Source organism: Haloactinopolyspora sp. (genome assembly GCF_027324685.1).
In the GTDB taxonomy this organism is placed as follows: domain Bacteria; phylum Actinomycetota; class Actinomycetes; order Jiangellales; family Jiangellaceae; genus Haloactinopolyspora.
Genome location: NZ_DAHVSH010000153.1, coordinates 1 through 21,663, shown reverse-complemented (window position 1 = coordinate 21,663; position 21,663 = coordinate 1). Strand labels below are relative to the sequence as shown.

Genomic DNA, 21,663 nt, shown 5'->3' with positions numbered 1-21,663 from the left:
CTGCTGGCCATCGCACCGACCGCCTCGATCGGCCTCGTCGCGGGCACCACGCCGGGGCTCGACCCGCAGTTCGCCCAGATCTTCAGCCGGGCCACGAGCGCCGGGAAGTTCCTCGAGGTCAATCGCAACCTGGTCGCGGCGCTGAAGGAGCGCGGCCTGTGGGAACAGGTCCGCGAGGACCTGCTGCGTGCTCAAGGTGACGTGCGGGCGGTGCCGGCCGTCCCGGCGGACCTGCGGGCGATCCACGCGACGTCGTTCCAGATCTCGCCGCACGCGTTCATCGAGGTGGCCGCCCGCGCGCAGAAGTGGATCGACCAGGCGATCAGCCGGAACATGTACCTCGAGACGCGCGATGTCGGCGACATGATGGCTCTGTACGCCCACGCCTGGGAGAAGGGCGTCAAGACCACCTACTACCTGCACATGAAGCCGCGCCACACCGCCGAGCAGAGCACCGTGCGGGTGAACAAGGCGCAGGACCTGTCCGACTCGCCGAGTGCCGCGGAGCCGGGGGCGGCCGACCGGCGGCGCGGCTTCGGCTTCGCCCGGGCGAGTTCACTGAGCACGTCGGCTCCCGCTGTGGCGCCCACGAGTCGAATCGACGTTCTCGCCTCGGACGACGACCAGGCCTGCCCCGTCGACCCGCAGGAGCGGGTCCAGTGCGAGGCCTGCCAATGACGGCGCCGAATCAGCCCGCACAGCCTGAACCACACGAAGGAGCGCGACTCATGACCACCGGCATCCTCGGTACCGGAATCTCCGAAGGACTCCTGCTCAAGCCGATCCGCTACGACTGGGCCTACGAGCTGTACAACCAGGCCGTCGCCAACACGTGGTTCCCGAACGAGATCCAACTGGGCGAGGACATGACCGACTTCGCGCGGATGTCCGACGCCGAGCGGCACGCGCTGACGTTCCTGATGAGCTACTTCAACCCGAATGAGCTGCTGGTCAACAAGGCGCTGGCCTTCGGGGTGTATCCCTACGTCAATGCGGCCGAGGCACACCTCTACCTCGCCAAGCAGATGTGGGAGGAAGCCAACCACGTCATGGCGTTCGAGTACGTCCTCGAAACCTTCCCCATCGACCGGCAGCAGGCCTACGACGCGCACCGCACCGTCCCGTCGATGATCGCCAAGGAGGAGTTCGAGGTCCGCTACATCCGCCGCATGACCGAGCAGACCCTGGACATCACCACCACCGAGGGGCGGCGTGACTTCGTCCGGAATCTGATCGCGTACAACATCGTCCTCGAAGGCATCTGGTTCTACAGCGGGTTCATGGTCGCGTTGAGCTTCCGCCAGCGGAACCTGTTGCGGAACTTCGCGAGTTTGATCGACTGGATCGTGCGGGACGAGAGCTTGCACTTGAAATTCGGGATCAACCTGATCTTGACGGTGCTCGACGAGAATCCGGACCTGCGCACCCCGGAGTTCGCCGCAGAGATCGAGCAGATGATCCTGGACGCCGTCGCGATGGAGGAGCAGTACAACCGAGAACTGCTCCCGAACGGGATTCTCGGCATGAACGCCGACTACATCAACCAGTACGTCAAGTATCTGGCCGACCGGCGGCTCGAGGAACTGGGCTTCGACGCACACTTTCGGGTGCCCAATCCAGCCAAGTGGATGGCCGCGGCCAACGATACGCTGCAACTGGTGAACTTCTTCGAGTCCATCAACACCAGCTACGAGGTCAACGCTCGGGCCCAGTAGCCTGCGAGCGCCGAGGAAGGGTAGCACGCAGGCTGATGCGCTCCATCGGATCTGACGAGCACGAACGGGCGAGCACGCGACGGGGCCGGCGCGGGCCGACCGGCGCGGGCCTCGGGCTGCTGGGCCCGGCGTTCGTGGCCGCCGTGGCCTACGTCGATCCCGGCAACGTCGCCACGAACCTCTCCGCGGGCGCCAGCTACGGATACCTCCTGGTGTGGGTGTTGGCGGCGGCGACGGTCATGGCCGGGCTGGTGCAATACCTGTCCGCGAAGCTGGGCATCGTCACCGGCGAGTCGTTGCCGCAGGTCCTGCGCGGGCGGATGGGGCGGCGGACCCGTATCGGGTATTGGCTGCAGGCCGAAGTCGTCGCGATCGCCACCGACGTCGCCGAGGTCGTCGGCGGCGCCATCGCGTTGAACCTCCTGTTCGGGCTGCCGCTGCCCCTGGGCGGCGTGATCACCGGCGTCGTGTCCATCGCCATGCTGATGGTGCAGGACCGCCGCGGCCAGCGCATGTTCGAGCAGGTGATCACGTTCGCCTTGATCGTCATCGCCGCGGGGTTCCTGGCTGGGCTGTTCGTGGCGCCGCCGGATGCCGGCGGTGTCGCGAACGGGTTGGTTCCCCGGTTCGACGGCACCGACACCGTGCTGCTCGCGGCCGGGATGTTCGGCGCGACCGTGATGCCGCACGTGGTGTACCTGCATTCCGCGTTGGCGCGAGATCGCTTCGGCGTCAGCGTCGGACCGAGTCGGATCCGCACGTTGCTCACCGCCACCCGCTTCGACGTGGGCGGGGCGATGGTGGTGGCCGGCGGGGTCAACATCGCGATGCTGCTGCTGGCGGCCTCGGCGCTGCGCGGCGTGGAGAACACCGACACGATCGCCGGCGCCCACGCGGCGGTGGAGTCCAACCTCGGTAGCGTGATCGGCGTTGCCTTCGCCGTCGGGCTCCTGGTCTCGGGGTTGGCCTCGACGTCAGTCGGGTGCTACGCGGGCGCGGTGATCATGGAGGGACTGTTGCTGCGCCGGATTCCGCTGCTCGCGCGTCGTGCGATCACGGTGACGCCGGCGGTGGTGATCTTGTCCACCGGTGCCGAGCCGACCTGGATGCTGGTCTTGTCGCAGGTGGTGTTGTCGTTCGGTATCCCGTTCGCGATCATCCCGCTGGTCGTCATGACCGCCCGCCGGACGGTGATGGGTGCGTGGGTGAACGCGCGGCTGACGACGGTGCTGGCTGCCGGGGTCAGCCTCGTCGTCGTGGCGTTGAACGTCGCGTTGATCGGCTTGACCCTGTCCGGGGCGTGAGCACGATCGACGCTGTCCCGGTGGGGGTTCGGCTCAGGTGACTCGGATGCGAGCGAGTTGGCGCGACTGTGCCACCAAGGTGCCCTCGGCGTCGTAGACCTCGGCCTCTTCGTCGAACCAGCCGTCTCGGACCAGCCGGCCGCGCAGGTGCACGCTGAGCCAGCCCGGCGCGGGCAAGCCGCGGGTCAGCACGGACAGCTCGACCGTCGGGGCCCAGCCGAGCCGGCCCAGTCCGAAGACCGTGGGCGGCAGCGCGTCGACCGCGAGTGCCAGCACGACCGGGTCGGGCTGGGTGCCGTCGGCCAGCCGGACATGGCCGCGCATGGACAGCTGGCCGGCCGGACGCCCGGAGAACCATCCCAGGGTCTGCGGGTCCAAGCGCAGGTCGACATGTTCGAGCAGGCCCACGTGGGTGCCGTCCGGCAGGTCGACCACTGCGGGGATGCACTCGTCCACCGGCGCGACCGGCTCCGGAGGTGGCCCGACCCATTCGGCCGGAGCCGTTCTGGACAGCGTGCTCGTCGTCACGACCGACTCGACTCGAGGCGTGTCGTCCTGGACGAGGCTCACGCGAAGCGTCTCGACGGTCCGGCCGGTCCGGAGGCTGTCCACCCGCACCTCGGCCGGGCCGGGGGTGGGAGGGGTGACGAAATGGGCCGTCGTGCTCACCGGATGCGGGTAGGCGGACTCCGCAAGCGCGGCGCGCAGCATCAGAGCGAGCAGGTAACCGCCGTTGGGGACGTCGCCGACGGACCACGTGGAGTTGATGTCGGCCGCATGGACACCAGGCGAGATCTGGCGCGTCGCTGACGCTTCATTGAAGTCAGACACGGAGCAAGAGCCTATGTGACGGTCTCGACGACTGAACACCGCGTGCGCGCCGGCATGCCGGAAAAGGTCTTGCGTGGGTGTCGTGTGCCGGACTTCCGTTTGATGCGGTTCATCACTAACATGCCCCCTCTGGGGGAACTTTTGATCAACCCGTCGGCCGAAGCTTTCGGGCGGCGATTCTGTCGGTGCGCCCGGTTTGCCCCGGTTCGGGCCGGCGGAGCTTGAGATCGATGCCTGACATCCGACAAGGAGCTTCATGCCCACCCATGTCGTCCGGCGCCGTAGCGGCGTCGGCGTACTCGCCGCCGCATCGGCGATTCTTCTACTACCAGCATCTGCTCAGGCCTATGAGGCAGCGGATGCGTCGATCAAGGCCGACGTCGACCCGCGCAACGACGTCGACGGCTATTCGGTCAACTTCACCGACCGCAACCCGATCTCCACGAAACTGATCGGCTTGCGCACCGACGATGGCGCGGCGCTGCGGACCTACTGCGTCGAGATCAGCGTCAGCATCAATCCCGAAGCCCCGATGACCGAGGTGCCTTGGGACCAGTACCCGATCCCGGACGCACCGTTCACCGAGAACGCTGATCGCATCCTTTGGGCGTTGCAGCACTCGTATCCCGTGGTCCCGGTCGAGGACATCGAGGCGGAACTCGACGTCGAATTCAACGACGGCTTGTCGGTCGAGGAGGCGATCACCGCCACGCAGGCGGCGATCTGGACCTTCAGCGACGCCGCCGAGGTCGACGTGGACGACATCTCCACCCGGGGCCGACAGGTCGATGCCGACGTCCGGGCGCTGTACGAATACCTGACCGGTGACGAGAACGTCGGCATCGGGGAGCAGCCGGCACCCGCGCTGTCGCTGTCGCCGGAGTCGCTGTCCGGCGAGGCGGGACAGCTCATCGGCCCGTTCACGGTTGCGACCACGGCCGACGAGGTGAACGTCGAGTCCGAGCTGCCCGAGGGCGTCTCGCTGGTCGACGCCGAGGGTGCCGAACTGCCGGACGTCATCGGTGACGGGGCCGAGATCAACGTGTCCGTCCCCGAGGACGCCGACGACGGATCCGGGACGCTGAAGTTGAGCGCGCAGGCGCACATCGACGTCGGGCGCCTGTTCATCGGGCCGGTCGACAACGACGAGCTCAGGACGCAGTCGCTGATCCTGGCCCAGTCGGACAAGACCAAGCTCGAGGTCGAGGGCTCGGTGGACTGGACGGCCAAGCCGACACCGACCGAGACGCCGACGCCGACCGAGACGCCGACACCGACCGAGACCCCGACGCCGACCGAGACGCCGACGCCGACGGAGACCCCGACGCCGACGGAGACCCCCACGGAGACTCCGACGCCGAGCGAGACGCCGTCGCCGACCGAAACGCCGGACGAGGAGCTGCCGGACACCGGTACCTCGCCGGGAACGATGCTGGCCTTCGGGCTGGTGCTGCTCGGAACGGCCGTGTTCCTGCTGCGCCGCAAGCTGGTGGGCGCCGCGGAGTGACCCGCTGAAGCCCGGCTATCGCTCGGGCTGATCGACGAAGCCGCGTACCGGATCCGCAGGACTCGGTACGCGGCTTCGTCATGTCTGGCGCCGCCCGCGCCGACGGCCATGGGGCGAATGCTCGGACGACAGACGACTTGTCCGGTCAACTCAGCATCGGGGCGCCGAAGTTTGTGCGGATCGACGGCACCGGTCCCGCCGCGAACCAGGCAGGCTGAGCTACGTGATGCCGAAGCAGCCGGCCCGGCTGTCGCCAGGGTGCCGCTCCGACCGCGAACTGGGTACCGTGTGCGGTAGTACGACCGTGATGGACGTCACGGTCGGCGTCTCGGGTGTGGGACCCACCCTCAGTCCCGCTGCCGTGGCGCTGGCGAACACGACAGGTTCGCGCGGCAATCCCGCGGGGCCGACGACGTGAAGGAGAGACATGACTGTCGAGACGGCAGCCGGTCCGGCTGGATCCGCACCGCCGGAACCTGAGCTCGTTCAGCTGCTCACGCCCGAGGGGCAACGGGTGCCCCATGACCGCTACGACGCTCTGATCGCTGACGTCGGCCCGCACGACATCCGCGAGATGTACCGCGACCTCGTGCTGGCGCGCCGCATCGACAGTGAGGCCGTCGCCTTGCAGCGCCAAGGTGAGCTGGGCTTGTGGCCGAGCCTGTTGGGTCAGGAAGCCGCCCAGGTCGGTTCAGCGCGGGCCCTGCGTGCGCACGACCACGTGTTTCCCACCTATCGCGAGCATGGCGTCGCGCTGTGCCGCGGTGTCGACCCGCTGCGGTTGCTCGCCCTGTTCCGCGGCGTCGACCAAGGCACATGGGACACCGTCGGCTCCCGCTTTCACCTTTACACGATCGTCATCGGCGCCCAGACGCTGCACGCCACCGGCTATGCGATGGGAGTCCAGCGCGACGGCGCCATCGGTACCGGCGACCCCGACCGCGACACCGCCGTCGTCGCGTACTTCGGCGACGGCGCCACCAGCCAGGGTGACGTCAATGAGGCGTTCATCTGGGCGAGTGTCACCAACGCCCCGGTCGTGTTCTTCTGCCAGAACAACCAGTGGGCCATCTCCGAGCCACTCGAGCGCCAGACCCGGGTCCCGCTGTACAAGCGCGCCGGCGGGTTCGGTTTCCCGGGCGTCCGCGTGGACGGCAACGACGTGCTCGCCTGCCTGGCGGTGAGCCGCGAGGCGCTGCAGCGGGCCCGTGACGGCGAGGGCCCGACGCTGGTCGAGGCGTTCACGTACCGCATGGGCGCTCACACCACCAGCGACGACCCCACGCGGTACCGGCTGGACGCCGAGCTCGAACACTGGAAGCTCAAGGACCCCATCGAGCGGGTCAAGGCCTACATGGTGCGCAACGACATCGCCGACCAGGCGTTCTTCGACGACCTCACGGCCCAGGCCGACGAACTGGCCGAGCGGTTGCGGACCCAGTGTCGTGAGCTGCCCGACCCGGAGCCCACGTCGATCTTCGATCACGTCTACGTCGAGCCCACCCCCCAGCTCGTCGCCCAGCGCGACGAGATGGCCCGATATCTCGATTCGTTCGCCGATCAGGAGGTGGCCCGATGAGCGTGGAATCGATGACCCTGGTCAAGGCGATCAACTCCGGGCTGCGTCGGGCCATGGAGGGCGACGACCACGTGCTGGTCATGGGCGAGGACGTCGGCAAGCTGGGCGGTGTTTTCCGCGTCACCGACGGGCTGCAGAAGGACTTCGGCGATGCGCGGGTCATCGACACGCCGCTGGCGGAGTCCGGCATCATCGGCACCGCCGTCGGCCTGGCGTTACGCGGCTACCGGCCGGTGTGCGAAATCCAGTTCGACGGGTTCGTCTTTCCCGGCTACGACCAGATCGTCAGCCAGGTCGCCAAGATGCACTTCCGCTCCGGCGGGCGGCTGCGGCTGCCGATCGTCATCCGGATCCCGTACGGAGGCAGCATCGGGGCCGTCGAACACCACAGCGAGAGCCCGGAGGCCTACTTCGCCCACACACCCGGGCTGAAGGTGGTCACCTGCTCCAACCCGGCCGACGCCTACTGGATGATCCAGCAGGCCGTCACCGCGGACGACCCGGTGGTGTTCTTCGAGCCCAAGCGCCGGTACTACGAGAAGGGCGACGTCGACCTCGACTCTGCTGATTCCGTACCGCCGCTGGAGTCGGCGCGGGTCGCGGCGCCGGGAACCGACGTGACGGTCGCCGCGTACGGCCCGATGGTCAAGACGTGTCTCGAGGCGGCCGCTGCTGCCGCCGACGAGGGCCGCTCGCTCGAGGTCGTCGATCTGCGGTCGTTGTCGCCGCTGGACCTCACCCCGGTCGTCGAATCGGTGCGCCGGACCGGCCGCTTGGTCGTCGTCCACGAAGCGCAGCGCACGCTCGGCATCGGCGCCGAGGTGGCCGCGCGGGTCACCGAGGAATGCTTCTACTCGCTCGAAGCGCCCGTGCAGCGGGTGACGGGCTACGACACGCCGTATCCTTCGGCGCGCGTCGAGGAGGAGTATCTGCCCGACCTCGACCGCGTGCTCGACGCCGTCGACCGCACGTTCGCGTTCTGAGCAGGGGAGGGTCATGAGCGAGTTCAAACTCCCCGACGTCGGTGAAGGCCTCACCGAGGCCGAGATCGTGTCGTGGAAGGTCAAGCCCGGCGACACCGTCCAGGTCAACGACGTCATCGTCGAAATCGAAACCGCCAAGTCGCTGGTGGAGCTCCCGTCACCGTTCGCCGGCGTGGTCGACAGCCTGTTGGTGGACGAAGGCGCCACCGTCGCCGTGGGGACGTCGATCATCTCCATTCGAACCGATGACGACGCTGCCGGCGGCAACGGCACGGGTTCCGGCAACGGCACCGCGGCCGCGGTCGACAGCGGCGGCGCCGAGGCGGAACGGCAGGCGATGCTGGTCGGGTACGGGCCGCGCACGACCTCGGCGAAGCGGCGCCCCCGCAAGGCGTTGCCGACCGCCCAGAGCCAGCCCCGGCCCACGGCCACCGTGGCATCAGGACCAGCCCAGCAACCAGCCCAGCAACCAGCCCAGGAACCAGCGCAGCAGCCGACCCAGCAACCAGCGCAGCAACCGATCGGGGCCGAGGCGCGCCCCCCGGCACAGCGGGTCTCGGTGCTGGCCAAACCGCCGGTTCGCAAGCTGGCGAAAGACCTGGGTGTCGACATCACCACGGTGACGCCCACCGGACCCGCCGGCACCGTGACGCGCGAGGACATTCAGGCGGCGCGGCAGGCCCAGGCGACAGTCACCGGCAGCGCTCCTGCCAGCGCTCCCACCAGTGCTCCGGCCGGTACTCCTGCCAGCGCCGGCGGACTCGGCTGGAACGGGTTGCCCCGTGAGGAGCGCATCCCGATCCGTTCGGTGCGCAAGTCCACCGCGAAGGCGGTGACGCAGTCCGCGTTCACCGCGCCGCACGTCTCGGAGTTCATCACCGTCGACGTCACGCGCACCATGAAGCTGGTCGAGCGGCTCAAGAAGTCGCGCGAGTTCGCCGACGTCAAACTGACCGTGCTCGCCGTGTTGGCCAAGGCCATGTGCATCGCGGCGCGGCGCACCCCCGACGTGAACGCGCGCTGGGACGACGACGCCGGTGAGATCGTCGTGCAGCGCTACATCAACCTCGGTATCGCCGCGGCCACGCCGCGCGGGCTCGTCGTGCCGAACGTGAAGGACGCGGACCGGTTGTCGCTGCACGAGCTGGCGGTCGCCATCAACGACCTTGCGGCAGCGGCTCGTGCGGGCACCACGCCCACCGAGGACATGCTCGGCGGCACCATGTCGATCACCAACGTGGGGGTTTTCGGGGTCGACACCGGCACGCCGATCCTGCCGCCCGGCGAGGCCGCCATCATGGCGCTGGGTGCCGTGCGCAAGCAGCCGTGGGTGCACAAGAACACGGTGAAACCGCGGTGGGTCACCACGCTGGGCCTGTCCTTCGACCACCGGCTCGTCGACGGCGAGCAGGGCTCGCGCTTCCTCGCCGACGTCGCCGCGCTGCTCGAGGACCCGGGCAACGCCCTGGCGTGGAGCTGAGGCGGCGCAGACCCTTCTCCTGCCCGAACGCCCGTGATCGTCGACCGACGGTCACGGGCGTTCGAGCAGCATGCTGATCCCTTGCCCGACGCCGATGCACATGGTGGCCAACGCGTGGCGGGTGTCGCGGTGGAGCAGCTCGCGGGCCGCGGACAAGGCGATCCGCGCGCCGCTCATGCCCAGCGGGTGCCCGAGCGCGATGGCGCCGCCGTTCGGGTTCACGTGGTCGGCGTCGTCGGCCAGGCCCAGCAGCCGCAGGCAAGCCAGGGACTGCGCCGCGAACGCCTCGTTGAGCTCGACGGCGCCGATGTCGCCGAGCGCGACACCGGTGCGCGCCAGGAGTTTCTGGGTAGCCGGCACCGGCCCGAGCCCCATGAGCCGCGGCTCGACGCCCGCGGTGGCCACGCCGACGATGCGCGCCATCGGCGTACAGGCGTAGCGCTCGAGCGCCGGGGCGCTCATCACCAGCACCGCCGCCGCGCCGTCGTTGATACCCGAGGCGTTGCCGGCGGTTACCGTGCCCTCCGGCGACACCACGGGCGCCAATTTGGCCAGCGCCGTGGCCGACGTGTCGCGCGGCGCTTCGTCGGCTTCGACGACGACCGGATCAGCTCGCCGGCGCGGCACCTCGATGGGCTCGATCTCCTCGGCCAGGCGAGAGCGTGCCGCGGCCGCCCGCTGCTGGCTGCGCAGCGCGAAGGCGTCCTGATCGGCCCGGCAGACGTCGTACTCGGCGGCGACGTTCTCGGCGGTCTGAGGCATCGAGTCGGTGCCGTAGACCGCGGCGAGCGCAGCGTTGACGAACCGCCAGCCGATGGTGGTGTCGTACACGTGTGCCTGCCCGCGGTCGAAGGCCGCCTGCGCTTTCGGCAGGACCAGCGGCGCCCGCGACATGGACTCCACCCCGCCGGCGACGACGACGTCGGCCTCCCCGGCCCGCACCGCCCGCGCCGCGTAGGCGATGGCATCCATCCCGGAGCCGCACAGCCGGTTGATCGTCGTCGCCGGCACCGTGTGCGGCCACCCCGCCAGCAGGACCGCCATCCGGGCGACGTTGCGGTTGTCTTCGCCGGCCTGGTTGGCACAGCCGAGCACCACGTCGTCGACGGCCGCTGCAGGCACCGACGGGTGCCGGCGCAGCAGCGAGCGCAGCGCGTGCGCCGCGAGATCGTCGGGACGCACGGTCGACAGCGCGCCGGCATAGCGCCCGATCGGGGTACGAACACCGTCGACGATGAACGCCTCGGTCATCGATGTGCCTCCTCGTCGACGAGCGTCCCGGGGATCTCGCGGCACCGCCCCCGAAACTCGGCGATCAGGTCGTCGGCAGTACCCCCGGGGCTGCGGCGGACGACGGTGACGTCGTAGATCCCGTTGCGTCCCTCGCGGTGGCGCTCGGAAGCCCGGGCGAGGAGCTGCTCGCCCTGGCGCGCCGGGGCCACGAACGTGATGTCGCAGCTGTGCGCCACCGTGCGACGGTTGTACGAGTTGCAGGCGAAGGCGAAGGCGGTGTCGGCCAGGGCGAAGATCAGCCCGCCGTGGCAGATGCCGTGCCCGTTGACCATGTCGTCACGAACCCGCATGCTGACCTCCGCCTGTCCGGGGGACACCTGCTCGATGGTCATGCCCAGGGCTTGCGAGGCGGCGTCGTCGGCCCACATGGCCGCAGCGGCACGGCGAGCCGGCGTGTCCGCGGCGCGGGCCCGCAGCGCCGGTGACACCCGATAGCGCTGCGGATCTTCGGCGTCGGCCAGCGCGTCCAGCACGCCGGTCACCCAACTCCAGCCCAGCGCCTCGCCCCACGCGTACGGACCGCGCGGGTAGTTGACCCCCAGGCGCATCGCGGTGTCGACGTCGTCGGCCGTGGCGACCGCGGAATCGACCGCATCGGCAGCGAAGGCCGCCAGCATCGCCACGGTCCGTGCGACCACCAGCCCAGGCGTGTCGGGCAGCACGCTCACCTGGTAGCCGAGATCGGTCAACGCTGCGATGGCGGACTCCACCTGGTGCGTCGTGGCGGCCGGGGGCGCGGCGATGCCGATCCTGCTCGCCTTCGCGTAGTCCAACGCCAGATCGGCCAGGACGACGGTGTGCGCCCCGTCGGCGGTGTGCTGGGCCGCCGTCCGCCCGTCGGTGGGGCGGATCACGACGTCGCCAGCGGTGAGCTGCCAGGACATGTCGTCGGGTCCAGCGGCCAGCCGGCCGTGGGCGTCGTTGTCGCCGCCGCGGCCGGTGCTCGGCACCGACGCAGCCGGGGCCGGCCGGTCCGCTGGGTAGATCCCCGCGCCGGTCTTGCGCCCGAGGCGTCCCTCGTCCACCAGCCGCTGCTGCAGGGCCGACGGCGTGAACCGCGCGTCGCGGCCGAAGGCCTCCCACACCGACCGGCTCACGGCCAGGTTGACGTCGTGGCCGATCAAGTCCGCCAGCTCGAACGGGCCCATCCGGAACCCGCCGGATTCGCGCAGCATCGCATCGATCGTCGCGGCGTCGAGGATCCCGGACTCGAGCAGCCGGAACGCCTCGCCGTAGAACGGGCGGGCGACGCGGTTGACGATGAAGCCGGGGGTGGACGCCGCTCGGACCGGCGTCTTTCCCCAGGCTTGTGCCGTCGCGACGAGGACGTCCAGCACCTTGGGGTCGCTGTGCTCGCCTGCGATCACTTCGACCAACGGCAGCACCGGCGCCGGATTGAAGAAATGCAGCCCGGCCACCCGCCCAGGCCGGTGCAGATCGGCCGCGACGTCGCTGATCGACAGCGACGACGTGTTGCTGGCCAGGATCGCCTCGATCGGGCACACCTGCTCGAGATCGGCGAACAGCGATCGCTTGACGCCGAGGTCTTCGACGACCGCTTCGATCACCAGCTCGCACCCGCCGAGATCGGCCACGGAGCGCACCGCGTGCACGCGGTCGGTCGCCGCTGTGGCGGCGTCATGGGACAACCTGCCCTTGGCCGCCGCGCGGGCCAAGCTCGCCGCGATGGTTCCGACGGCGCGCGTGGCAGCGCCCTGCTGGGCGTCGTAGATCCGGACCTCGTGCCCGGCGACGGCGGCCACCTGGGCGATTCCGGATCCCATGGTGCCCGCGCCGACGATGCCGACAGCCGCGGTGGGGTCGATCGGGGTCATGCAAGCCTGTCCGGGAGCGTCGATCCGGCCTGGTCGCATCCTTCCGGATGTGACAGAGTAAAGCAAGACATGCGTCATTCTGTCACAGAGCGTGGAGGCCCGCCGATGTCGCTGGGTGAACTGTTCGAACGGCACCGTGATCTCCTCGAGCAGGCCCGGCACGCCGTCCGGAGCCGCGAGTTCTACTCCGCCTATCCGGAGTCGCCGAGCCCGCGGGTCTACGGCGAGCAGGCCGCCGGCGAGGGTACGGCCGCGTACGAGGCTTGGCTGGGCGCCGACTTCCCGCTGCACACGCCGGGCGCACGCGGCGTCGTGGCCACCGAGCGCAGCCCGTTCGGTCCTGAGCTCGGGGTGCGGTATCCGCGGGTTCCAGCCGCCGACGAGTCGCTGGAGCAGCTGCTGTCGGCAGCCCGGTCGGCGATGCCGAGCTGGCGCGCGGCCGGTGTCGACGGGCGGGCTGCGGTCTGCCTGGAGATTCTGGCGCGGCTGCACACGCGCATCTTCGAGCTGGCCCACGCCGTCATGCACACATCGGGCCAGGCCTTCGTGATGGCCTTCCAAGCCGGGGGCGCGCACGCACTCGATCGCGCGCTCGAGGCAGTGGCCTACGCGCACATGGAGCAGTCTCGCCTGCCGTCATCGGTGGAGTGGGAGAAGCCGGCCAAGCGCGAACCGCAGCGGATGTCGAAGACCTACCACGTGGTGCCGCGGGGTGTCAGCTTGGTGATCGGGTGTAACACGTTCCCCACCTGGAACTCCTGGCCCGGCTTGTTCGCGTCGCTGGCCACCGGAAACGCCGTCGTCGTCAAGCCGCATCCTCGTGCGGTCCTGCCGCTGGCCATCACGGTCCAGGTGGCGCGCGACGTCCTCGTCGAGCACGGCCTCGACCCCGACCTGGTGACCCTCGCCGCTGAAGATCCGGCCGACCGGCTCGCCGCCGCGCTCGCCGTGCGCCCGGAGGTCGCGATCATCGACTACACTGGGTCGACGGCTTTCGGGCAGTGGCTGGAACACAACGCGGGGCAAGCCGCGGTGTTCACCGAGAAGGCCGGCTTGAACAGCGTGGTCGTCGACTCCACGGACGATCTGAGCGGCCTGGCCGCCAACCTGGCGTTCTCGTTGAGCCTCTACACCGGGCAGATGTGCACCGCTCCACAGAACATCTTCGTCCCGGTCGGCGGTATCACCACCGAGCAGGGACACGTGTCGTTCGAGGCCTTCGGCGCCGCCCTGGCCGAAGCGGTCGCCAAGTTGCTCGCCGACGATGCCCGAGCCGTGGAGATCCTCGGCGCGGTCGTGAACGACGGCGTGCGTGAACGGGTCGACTCGATGTCGGGACGGGGTGGGACCGTGCTGGCGTCGCGCTCGATCACGCATCCGGCCTGGCCCGAGGCCACCATGCGCACGCCGGCCATCGTCGCCGTCGACGCCGCGGCCGAGACGGACTACACCGCTGAGTGCTTCGGCCCGGTGTCCTTCCTCATCGCGACGGACTCGACGGAGCACTCCCTCGACCGGTTCGCCACCACGGTGCGTGAGCACGGCGGCATGACGGCGTCGGTGTACTCCACCGACCCCGCGGTGATCGACGCCGCCGAGGCGGCCGCGATCGAGGCGGGGGTGTCGCTGTCGGTCAATCTCACCGACGGCGTCTACGTCAACCAGACTGCCGCGTTCTCCGATCTGCACGGAACCGGTGCGAATCCGGCGGCCAACGCGTGCTTCACCGACGCCGCGTTCATCGCGCCTCGGTTCCGCGTCGTGACCTCCCGCCGGCACCTCTGATCCGAAGTCCTGGTCAGGAACTGCCCAGGACTGACGTGACGTAATCGTTACGGCGAAGTTGCCGTTAGGCCCTTGCGCTTCCGGAGCGTAAACGTTTTCGTTCACCCATGGGTTCGAGCGCCGCGCTCGGATCAGAGCCCTGGGAAGGAGGCAACATCATGGTCATGCGCAACGTTCGGCGCGGCCCTGTCGCCGTCAGCGCCGTGGTCGGTTTGTCGTTCGTCCTGGCTGCCTGCGGTGGCGATGACGACAATGGCGGCGACGCCGATGCCGCCGGCGGTGGCGACGTCGACTGCGCGGACTTCGAGCAGTACACCGACACGTACGGCGACATCGAAGGCACGACGGTCACGATCTACAGCACGATCACCCCGCCCGAGGACCAGTCACACATCGACTCCTACGTCGGCTTCGAGGAGTGCACCGGCGTCGACGTGAAGTACGAGTCCTCCGATGAGTTCGAGGCGCAGCTGCAGGTTCGCATTCAGGGTGGTAACCCGCCCGACATCGCCTACCTGCCCCAGCCGGGTCTACTGCAGACCATCGTCCGCGACAGCGGCGCTCCGGTTCCCGCACCTGAGGGTGTGGAAGCCAACGTCGACGAGTACTTCTCTCCGGACTGGAAGGAGTACGGCACGGTCGACGGCACCTTCTACGCCGCGCCGGTGGGCTCGAACGTGAAGTCCTTCGTCTGGTACTCACCCACCGCGTTCGAGGCCAACGGCTACAAGATTCCCGAGACCTGGGACGACCTGGTCGCCCTGTCCGACGAGATCGTCGACAACGGCGGCGTGCCATGGTGCCAGGGGATCGCCTCGGGCGACGCGACCGGCTGGCCGGCCACGGACTTCATCGAGGACATCTTGTTGCGTACCGCCGGTCCGGAGGTCTACGACCAGTGGTACACCCACGAGATCCCGTTCAACGACCCGCAGATCGTCGACGCGGTGAACCAGGCCGGGGAGATCCTGAAGAACCCCGACTACGTCAACGGTGGCTTCGGTGACGTCTCCAGCATCGCCACCACCGACGTCAACCAGGCCGGCCTGCCCATCCTCCAGGAGCAGTGCTACCTGCACCGCGCCGCGTCGTTCTACGCACCGAACTGGCCCGAAGGCACCGACATCGCCGAGGACGGCGACGTCTACGCCTTCTACCTGCCGCCCATCAACGAGGAGCACGGCAACCCCGTGCTGGGCGCTGGTGAGTTCGCCGTGGCCTTCGACGACCGTCCTGAGGTCCAGGCGTTCCAGGACTACGTGTCCAGCGTCGAGTGGGCCGACCTCAAGGCTTCGCTCGGAGGTTGGGTCAGCGCCAACAACGCGGTCGACCTGAACAACTACCAGGACCCGATCAGCCGCCTGTCGGCCGAACTGCTGCAGGACGAGGAGGCGGTGTTCCGCTTCGACGCCTCCGACTTGATGCCCGGCGACGTCGGTGCCGGCTCGTTCTGGACCGGCATGGTCGACTGGATCACCGGGGCCGAGACCGAGGATGTGCTCACCCAGATCGAGAACACCTGGCCGGAGTAGTCGTCCCGTCACCCGTAACCCCGGGGCCGGCCACGCGGCCGGCCCCGGGCAGGCATCACAGGTGGAGTCATGGATACCGCTGAGAAGCTTGCCCAGATGGCGCTGGCCATTGCCTTGTTCGCCGGTGCCATGGGCCTCATCCTGCTGTTGGTCGGACGCGTCCGGCGCCGCGCCGACCTCGTTCAGGCCGTCGCGTTCGTCGTGCCGGCCCTCGCGCTGCTCGCCGTCGGATTGATCTACCCCGCCGTGCGGACCGGGTATCAGTCGCTCTTCGACCGCACGACGGACAACTTCCTCGGCTTGGCGAACTACCAGGCCCTCTTCGAGCGCGAAGACCTCCTGATCGTGCTGCGGAACACCTTGTTCTGGGTGCTCGTCGCTCCGGTGTCGGCGACGCTCATCGGCTTGGTGTACGCCGTCCTGGTGGACCGTTCGCGATTCGAGGCGTTCGCGAAGTCGCTGATCTTCATGCCGCTGGCCATCTCGCTGGTCGGCGCCTCGATCATCTGGCGGTTCGTGTACGAGTACCGCCCGGACCAGCAGAACATCGAGCAGATCGGCCTGTTGAACCAGGTCCTGGTCTGGCTCGGCTTCGAACCACAACAGTTCATCCTGAACGCGCCGCTCAACACGTTCTTGCTGATCGTCATCCTGATCTGGGTCCAGGCCGGGTTCGCGATGACGGTGCTGTCGGCGGCCATCAAGGGGATTCCCCAGGACATCGTCGAGGCGGGCCGGTTGGACGGGCTGTACGGCGTGAAGATGTTCCGCTACGTCACGGTCCCGAGCATCCGCCCGGCGCTGATCGTCGTGCTGACGACGATCTCGATCGCCACCCTCAAGGTCTTCGACATCGTCCGGACGATGACCGGGGGTCAGTTCGAGACGAGCATCGTGGCCAACGAGTTCTACACGCAGAGCCTCGTCCGCGGGAACTACGGGCTGGGCTCGGCGTTGGCGGTCGTGCTGTTCGTGATGGTGATCCCGATCGTGATCTACAACATTCGGCAGTTGCGAAAGGCGGACATCCGATGAGCACGGTGAAGGTGACGCCCGAAGTGCGCGACGGCTGGGACAGCTCGTCTGTCGCGTCGCCGGCGGCGCGCGCCCGCAAGCGCCTCACGTCGCCTGGGGCGTCTGTGGCGGCCGTGGTCATCGCGGTGCTGTGGACGTTGCCGACGTTCGGGCTGCTGCTGTCGTCATTCCGGCCCGAGGACGACATCAAGGGCAACGGATGGTGGAACTGGTTCAGCGACCCGCAGCTGACCCTGGAAAGCTACCGTGAGGTGCTGTTCGGCAGCGCGACCGGGCTGTCGACGTACGTGGTGAACTCCGTGGTCATCACCGTGCCGTCGGTGGTGATCCCCGTGACGCTGGCGCTGCTGGCTGCTTATGCGTTCGCGTGGATGAAGTTCCCGTTCCGCGACACCCTGTTCATCGCCGTGTTCGCCTTGCAGATCGTGCCGATCCAGATCGCGCTGATCCCGTTGCTGCAGATCTTCGTCGACACCGGCTTGAACGGGACCTTCTGGCCGTTGTGGATCGCGCACTCGGTGTTCGCCTTGCCGCTCGCGGTGTATCTGCTGCACAACTTCATGCGAGAAGTGCCGGCGGAATTGGTGGAGGCCGCACGCGTGGACGGCGCGGGGCACGTGAAGATCTTCCGGGCGATCATGATGCCGCTGGTTCTTCCGGCCATCGCCGCCTTCAGCGTCTTCCAGTTCCTGTGGGTCTGGAACGACCTGCTGGTGGCGCTGACGTTCGCCGGCAGCACCTCCGACGTGGCCCCGCTCACGGCGCGTATCGCGGAACTGGTCGGCACGCGGGGCACCGAATGGCATCTGCTCTCCGCGGGAGCGTTCGTGTCGATGATCATCCCGGTCCTCGTGTTCATCACGATGCAGCGCTTCTTCGTCCGCGGTCTGCTGGCGGGAAGCGTCAAGGGGTGACACGGGGGTGACACGGGATGGGCGAGCGGATTCTGGACGGGTGAGATGACCGGCATCGTCGACGTGGCCGCTCGGGCCGGCGTCTCGGTGGCGACGGTGTCGCGCGCCCTGCGCGGGTTGCCGGGGGTCTCCGACGCGACACGAGAGCAGGTGCGCAAGATCGCGGCCGAACTCGGCTACGTCGCCTCGCCCAGCGCTGCGGCGCTGCCCACCGGACGCACCGGCGCGGTCGGCGTGGTCTCCCCGGTCGCCCGGGGCGGCTGGTATTTCACGGCAGTGAGCCAGGGGGCGCAGGAGGTTCTCAATGCGCAGGGCTACGACGTGTTGCGCTACGACGTCTCCGACGTGGCGACCAACCGGTACCGGGTGTTCGACATGCAGCTGCTGCGAAAACGGGTCGACGCGTTACTGATCACGAGCCTGCCGCTCACGCCGGACGAGGTCGAGGCGCTGCACGCCATGAATCGCCCGGTCATGGTGGTCGGGCCGATCGTGCCTGGCCTGCCGAGCGTGCGGATCGACGATGTCGCGGTCGGCCGGATCGCCACCGAGCACTTGATCAAGCTCGGCCATCGCGACATCGCCTTCGCCGGCGGGGATCCGGACGATCGGCTGGGCTTTCCCGTGTCGCCGGACCGCAGGATCGGCTACGTGGAAGCGCTGCGTGAGGTCGGGGTGGAACCCGACCCCGACCTCACCGTGCCGGCCGTGTTCACCGTGGAAGCGGGCGTGGCCGCCTTCGCCGAGCTGTGGGAACGCCGGGTGAAGCCCACGGCGGTCTTCGCGGTCTCCGACGAGGTGGCCATGGGCGTCATGTACGAGGCGAATCGGCGTGGCCTGCGCATCCCCGAGGACCTGTCGGTGGTGGGCGTCGACGACCACGACATGTCGTGGCTGTTCGGGCTGACCACCGTCGCCCAGGACGTTCGGGAGGAGGGGCGCATCGCCGCGCGGACGCTGCTGGAGCAACTGACCGCGGGGATCAACGGTGAGACCTCGGTGACGACGGTCGAGACGAAGCTGGTGGTCCGGTCGAGCACCGCTCCGCCGGCCTGACACCGAGCCGCACGCGCCGGACATTTCCCCAGCAAAGCGTGATAGGTAGTACGGGTGACGACAGACACCACGCCGGAAACCCCGGAAACACCCACCACCCCGTTCCACGACCTGGACGCTTACGTCGCGCTACCACGAACCGCCGGCCTGGCCTTGTCGCCTGACGGCACGCGCCTGGTGACCACGGTGTCCACCCTCAACGCCGACAGCACGCGCTACGTCACGGCCTTGTGGGAGATCGACCCCACCGGCGCTCGCCCTGCGCGGCGATTGACCCGCAGCGCCAAAGGCGAGAGCGGAGCGGCCTTCCTGCCGGACGGCTCGCTGCTGTTCGGTTCGGCCCGGCCCGACCCCGCAGCCTCGGCAGATGCAGGCGACGACTCCGTTCCGGTCTTGTGGCTGCTGCCCGTCGAGGGCGGCGAAGCGCGAGTGGTGGCGAAGCGACCCGGCGGTATCGGCGGCGTGGCCGTCGCCCGCGAGTCGGGCACGGTCGTGGTGTCGTCCGCCACGTTCCCGTCGTCCAACGACGTCGAGTCCGAAGAGAAAAAGCGCAAGGAGCGCAAAGAGAAGAAGGTCAACGCGATCCTGCACCAGCGTTATCCGGTGCGGCACTGGGATCATGACCTCGGCCCGGACGCGCCACGGTTGTTCGCCGGAGCGCTGGCCGACGGCGAGACGCCACTGGACGATCCCGTCGTCGAACTGCGCGATCTCACCCCCGATGCCGGCCCCGCGCTCGACAGCGCCGGCTACGACATCAGCTCCGACGGATCCACGGTCGTGACCACGTGGAACGTGCACGAGCGCGGTGGTCATCGGCCGGCCTTGGTGGCGATCGACGTCGCCACCGGCGAGCGGCGAGTGCTCGCCGACGACCCGGCCTTCGAGTTCGCCGCCCCGAAGATCAGCCCGGACGGCTCCACCGTCGCGGTCGTGCGCGAGCGGCGCTCCACCCCGCACGAGCCCATCGACCTCGATCTCGTCGTCGTCTCGCTGGCCGACGGCGAGCTGCGCGAGCTCACCGCCGAGTGGGACCGCTTCCCCGATGCTCCCGTGTGGACACCGGACGGCTCCGCGCTGATCGTGTCCGCTGACGAGAACGGGCGCGCTCCGGTGTTCCGCATCGAGGTGGCCGACGGCGCGGTGACTCGCCTGAGCGCCGACGACTTCGCCTACAGCGACCCGGTCGTCTCGCCCGACGGCTCGACGGTCTATGCGTTGCGTTCGTCCTATGCCCAGCCGCCCACTCCGGTCCGGCTGGCGGCAAACGTCGCCGATCAGCACTCCGTGCCGTTGCCCGCTCCGGCTCCGGCGCCCGAACTGCCCGGTCGGTTGACCGAGCTCGAGACCACCGCCGAGGACGGCACCCGGGTGCGGGCCTGGCTGGCGCTGCCGGACGCCGTGTCGGAGACCAGCCCGGCTCCGCTCCTGCTGTGGATCCACGGCGGGCCGCTGGGGTCGTGGAATGCGTGGTCGTGGCGCTGGAACCCGTGGAACGCCGTGGCCCGTGGCTACGCGGTCCTGCTGCCGGATCCGGCGCTGTCGACCGGCTACGGGCTGGACTTCATCCGGCGCGGTTGGGGCAAGTGGGGCCAAGCCCCGTTCACCGACCTCATGGCCATCACCGATGCCGCTGAGGCACGGGCGGACATCGACGAGTCTCGTACCGCGGCGATGGGTGGGTCCTTCGGCGGATACATGGCGAACTGGGTGGCCGGCAACACCGACCGGTTCGACGCCATCGTCACGCACGCGAGTCTGTGGGCGCTCGACCAGTTCGGACCCACCACCGACGCCGCGTTCTACTGGACGAAGGAGATGACCGCGCAGATGGCCGCGGCCAACTCACCACACCAGCACGTCGGTTCGATCACCACCCCGATGCTGGTGATTCATGGTGACAAGGACTATCGCGTGCCGATCGGCGAAGCGCTACGGCTGTGGTTCGAGCTCGCCACCCAGGCCGAGGCCGAGGACGGCACGATGCCGCATCGGTTCCTCTACTTCCCGGACGAGAACCACTGGATCCTCACGCCGCAGCACGCGAAGCTCTGGTACGAGACCGTTTTCGCCTTCCTCGACCATCATGTGCTCGGCAAGGACTGGGAGACACCGGCGCTGCTGGAGTGACGAGCCCGGTGTTGTCGGACCCGCATGCCATGATCGAGCGATGACGAGATCGATGGCCGTGTCGTGGGCGGCCCTCGCCGCCGGTATCGACGGCGAGGTGCTGCGCCCGGGCGACGCCGACTACGACGTCGCCCGGGTCCCGGCCATCGCCAACTACCGCGGCATCCGGCCGGCGGCCGTGGTGCGGTGTGCCGGCCCCGCCGACGTCGTTGAGGCCATCGCGTTCGCGCGCCGGGCGGGGCTGCCGCTGGCGGTACGCAGTGGCGGGCACAGTTTCGCCGGGCGGTCGTCCTCCAGCGGCATCGTCGTCGACGTGTCGCCGATGAACAGCGTCACGGTCTCCGCCGGCCGTGCCGTCGTCGGCGCGGGGGCTCGCCTCGGGTCCGTCTACGACGAGCTGAGCCGGCGCGGCGTGACGATACCCGCGGGCTGCGGGCCGTCGGTGGGGGTCTCGGGGCTCACTCTCGGCGGCGGTCTCGGGGTCCTGGGTCGCACGTACGGCCTGACGTGCGACAGCCTTCGTGCGGCCGAGGTCGTCCTCGCTGACGGCCGGGTGGTCGTCTGTGACGACGAGCGCGAGCCGGACTTGTTCTGGGCGCTACGCGGGACCGGCGGTGGCACGCTCGGCGTCGTGACGTCACTGGTGTTCGCGACGGTGCCGGAGCCGCGGACCACCGCGTTCCA

16 protein-coding genes and 1 pseudogene are annotated in these 21,663 nt (G+C 69.0%); 14 read left to right on the top strand and 3 right to left on the bottom strand.

Annotated features, from left to right (window positions below; all coding sequences use genetic code 11):
- From M6444_RS16760 to M6444_RS16750, 3 genes and pseudogenes are all read left to right on the top strand, one after another.
- Positions 1–678: pseudogene (locus M6444_RS16760) on the top strand (ribonucleoside-diphosphate reductase subunit alpha); the annotation flags it as partial.
- 50 nt (positions 679–728) lie between these two features.
- On the top strand, positions 729–1,715 hold the full coding sequence (locus M6444_RS16755) for a ribonucleotide-diphosphate reductase subunit beta (protein WP_298329935.1): 987 nt from the start codon (positions 729–731) through the stop codon (positions 1,713–1,715).
- A 35-nt stretch (positions 1,716–1,750) separates the two neighbouring features.
- A complete protein-coding gene (locus M6444_RS16750) occupies positions 1,751–3,019 on the top strand; it encodes an Nramp family divalent metal transporter (protein ID WP_298329934.1) in 1,269 nt (422 codons plus the stop codon).
- 33 nt (positions 3,020–3,052) lie between these two features.
- Here the strand turns inward: M6444_RS16750 and M6444_RS16745 are convergent, their stop codons facing one another.
- Positions 3,053–3,850, bottom strand: coding sequence for a thioesterase family protein (locus tag M6444_RS16745; RefSeq protein ID WP_298329931.1), 798 nt, complete (start codon positions 3,848–3,850; stop codon positions 3,053–3,055).
- Positions 3,851–4,106: 256 nt separating this feature from the next.
- Here M6444_RS16745 and M6444_RS16740 point away from each other — a divergent pair, with 256 nt between their 5' ends.
- From M6444_RS16740 to M6444_RS16725, 4 genes are all read left to right on the top strand, one after another.
- Complete coding sequence (locus M6444_RS16740) at positions 4,107–5,357, top strand: Cys-Gln thioester bond-forming surface protein (protein ID WP_298329929.1); 1,251 nt, start codon at positions 4,107–4,109, stop codon at positions 5,355–5,357.
- A 427-nt stretch (positions 5,358–5,784) separates the two neighbouring features.
- Positions 5,785–6,936 (top strand): pyruvate dehydrogenase (acetyl-transferring) E1 component subunit alpha, encoded by a 1,152-nt coding sequence (gene pdhA / locus M6444_RS16735; protein WP_298329926.1) that lies wholly within the window; start codon positions 5,785–5,787, stop codon positions 6,934–6,936.
- Positions 6,933–7,919, top strand: coding sequence for an alpha-ketoacid dehydrogenase subunit beta (locus tag M6444_RS16730; RefSeq protein ID WP_298329923.1), 987 nt, complete (start codon positions 6,933–6,935; stop codon positions 7,917–7,919). The genes pdhA and M6444_RS16730 overlap by 4 nt, the downstream gene beginning before the upstream one ends.
- A gap of 13 nt (positions 7,920–7,932) precedes the next feature.
- A complete protein-coding gene (locus M6444_RS16725; protein ID WP_298329920.1) occupies positions 7,933–9,399 on the top strand; it encodes a dihydrolipoamide acetyltransferase family protein in 1,467 nt (488 codons plus the stop codon).
- A gap of 51 nt (positions 9,400–9,450) precedes the next feature.
- On the opposite strand, the gene pcaF is transcribed toward M6444_RS16725, so the two are convergent.
- Positions 9,451–10,650, bottom strand: a complete 1,200-nt coding sequence (pcaF, locus tag M6444_RS16720; RefSeq protein ID WP_298329917.1) for a 3-oxoadipyl-CoA thiolase — start codon at positions 10,648–10,650, stop codon at positions 9,451–9,453.
- Entirely contained in the window at positions 10,647–12,527 is a 1,881-nt protein-coding gene (gene paaI, locus M6444_RS16715) for a hydroxyphenylacetyl-CoA thioesterase PaaI (protein WP_298329913.1), read from the bottom strand. Before paaI ends, pcaF begins: the two co-directional genes overlap by 4 nt.
- Before the next feature lie 105 nt (positions 12,528–12,632).
- Between paaI and paaN the strand changes: the two genes are divergently transcribed.
- The 7 genes from paaN to M6444_RS16680 form a co-directional block, all read left to right on the top strand.
- Positions 12,633–14,312, top strand: coding sequence for a phenylacetic acid degradation protein PaaN (paaN, locus tag M6444_RS16710; RefSeq protein ID WP_298329912.1), 1,680 nt, complete (start codon positions 12,633–12,635; stop codon positions 14,310–14,312).
- Between the two features lie 164 nt (positions 14,313–14,476).
- Positions 14,477–15,844, top strand: coding sequence for an ABC transporter substrate-binding protein (locus tag M6444_RS16705; RefSeq protein ID WP_363326406.1), 1,368 nt, complete (start codon positions 14,477–14,479; stop codon positions 15,842–15,844).
- Positions 15,845–15,913: 69 nt separating this feature from the next.
- Positions 15,914–16,879, top strand: a complete 966-nt coding sequence (locus M6444_RS16700) for a sugar ABC transporter permease (RefSeq protein WP_298329908.1) — start codon at positions 15,914–15,916, stop codon at positions 16,877–16,879.
- Positions 16,876–17,793 carry a carbohydrate ABC transporter permease gene (locus M6444_RS16695; protein WP_298329906.1) on the top strand — a complete coding sequence of 306 codons (918 nt, stop codon included), beginning with the start codon at positions 16,876–16,878 and terminating at the stop codon, positions 17,791–17,793. Before M6444_RS16700 ends, M6444_RS16695 begins: the two co-directional genes overlap by 4 nt.
- A 45-nt stretch (positions 17,794–17,838) precedes the next feature.
- Positions 17,839–18,849 (top strand): LacI family DNA-binding transcriptional regulator, encoded by a 1,011-nt coding sequence (locus tag M6444_RS16690; RefSeq protein WP_298329902.1) that lies wholly within the window; start codon positions 17,839–17,841, stop codon positions 18,847–18,849.
- 54 nt (positions 18,850–18,903) lie between these two features.
- Entirely contained in the window at positions 18,904–20,979 is a 2,076-nt protein-coding gene (locus M6444_RS16685; RefSeq protein ID WP_298329899.1) for a prolyl oligopeptidase family serine peptidase, read from the top strand.
- Between the two features lie 40 nt (positions 20,980–21,019).
- Positions 21,020–21,663, top strand: a 644-nt coding sequence (locus M6444_RS16680) for an FAD-dependent oxidoreductase (protein WP_298329896.1), incomplete at its 3' end; no start/stop codon positions are given.

Excerpts from the sequence above, each read along its gene's own strand:
- M6444_RS16755 (WP_298329935.1), top strand. The coding sequence starts at position 729 with ATGACCACCGGCATCCTCGGTACCGGAATCTCCGAAGGACTCCTGCTC.
- M6444_RS16750 (WP_298329934.1), top strand. The coding sequence starts at position 1,751 with ATGCGCTCCATCGGATCTGACGAGCACGAACGGGCGAGCACGCGACGG.
- M6444_RS16740 (WP_298329929.1), top strand. The coding sequence starts at position 4,107 with ATGCCCACCCATGTCGTCCGGCGCCGTAGCGGCGTCGGCGTACTCGCC.
- pdhA (WP_298329926.1), top strand. The coding sequence starts at position 5,785 with ATGACTGTCGAGACGGCAGCCGGTCCGGCTGGATCCGCACCGCCGGAA.
- M6444_RS16730 (WP_298329923.1), top strand. The coding sequence starts at position 6,933 with ATGAGCGTGGAATCGATGACCCTGGTCAAGGCGATCAACTCCGGGCTG.
- M6444_RS16725 (WP_298329920.1), top strand. The coding sequence starts at position 7,933 with ATGAGCGAGTTCAAACTCCCCGACGTCGGTGAAGGCCTCACCGAGGCC.
- pcaF (WP_298329917.1), bottom strand. The coding sequence starts at position 10,650 with ATGACCGAGGCGTTCATCGTCGACGGTGTTCGTACCCCGATCGGGCGC.
- paaI (WP_298329913.1), bottom strand. The coding sequence starts at position 12,527 with ATGACCCCGATCGACCCCACCGCGGCTGTCGGCATCGTCGGCGCGGGC.
- paaN (WP_298329912.1), top strand. The coding sequence starts at position 12,633 with ATGTCGCTGGGTGAACTGTTCGAACGGCACCGTGATCTCCTCGAGCAG.
- M6444_RS16705 (WP_363326406.1), top strand. The coding sequence starts at position 14,477 with ATGCGCAACGTTCGGCGCGGCCCTGTCGCCGTCAGCGCCGTGGTCGGT.
- M6444_RS16700 (WP_298329908.1), top strand. The coding sequence starts at position 15,914 with ATGGATACCGCTGAGAAGCTTGCCCAGATGGCGCTGGCCATTGCCTTG.
- M6444_RS16695 (WP_298329906.1), top strand. The coding sequence starts at position 16,876 with ATGAGCACGGTGAAGGTGACGCCCGAAGTGCGCGACGGCTGGGACAGC.
- M6444_RS16690 (WP_298329902.1), top strand. The coding sequence starts at position 17,839 with ATGACCGGCATCGTCGACGTGGCCGCTCGGGCCGGCGTCTCGGTGGCG.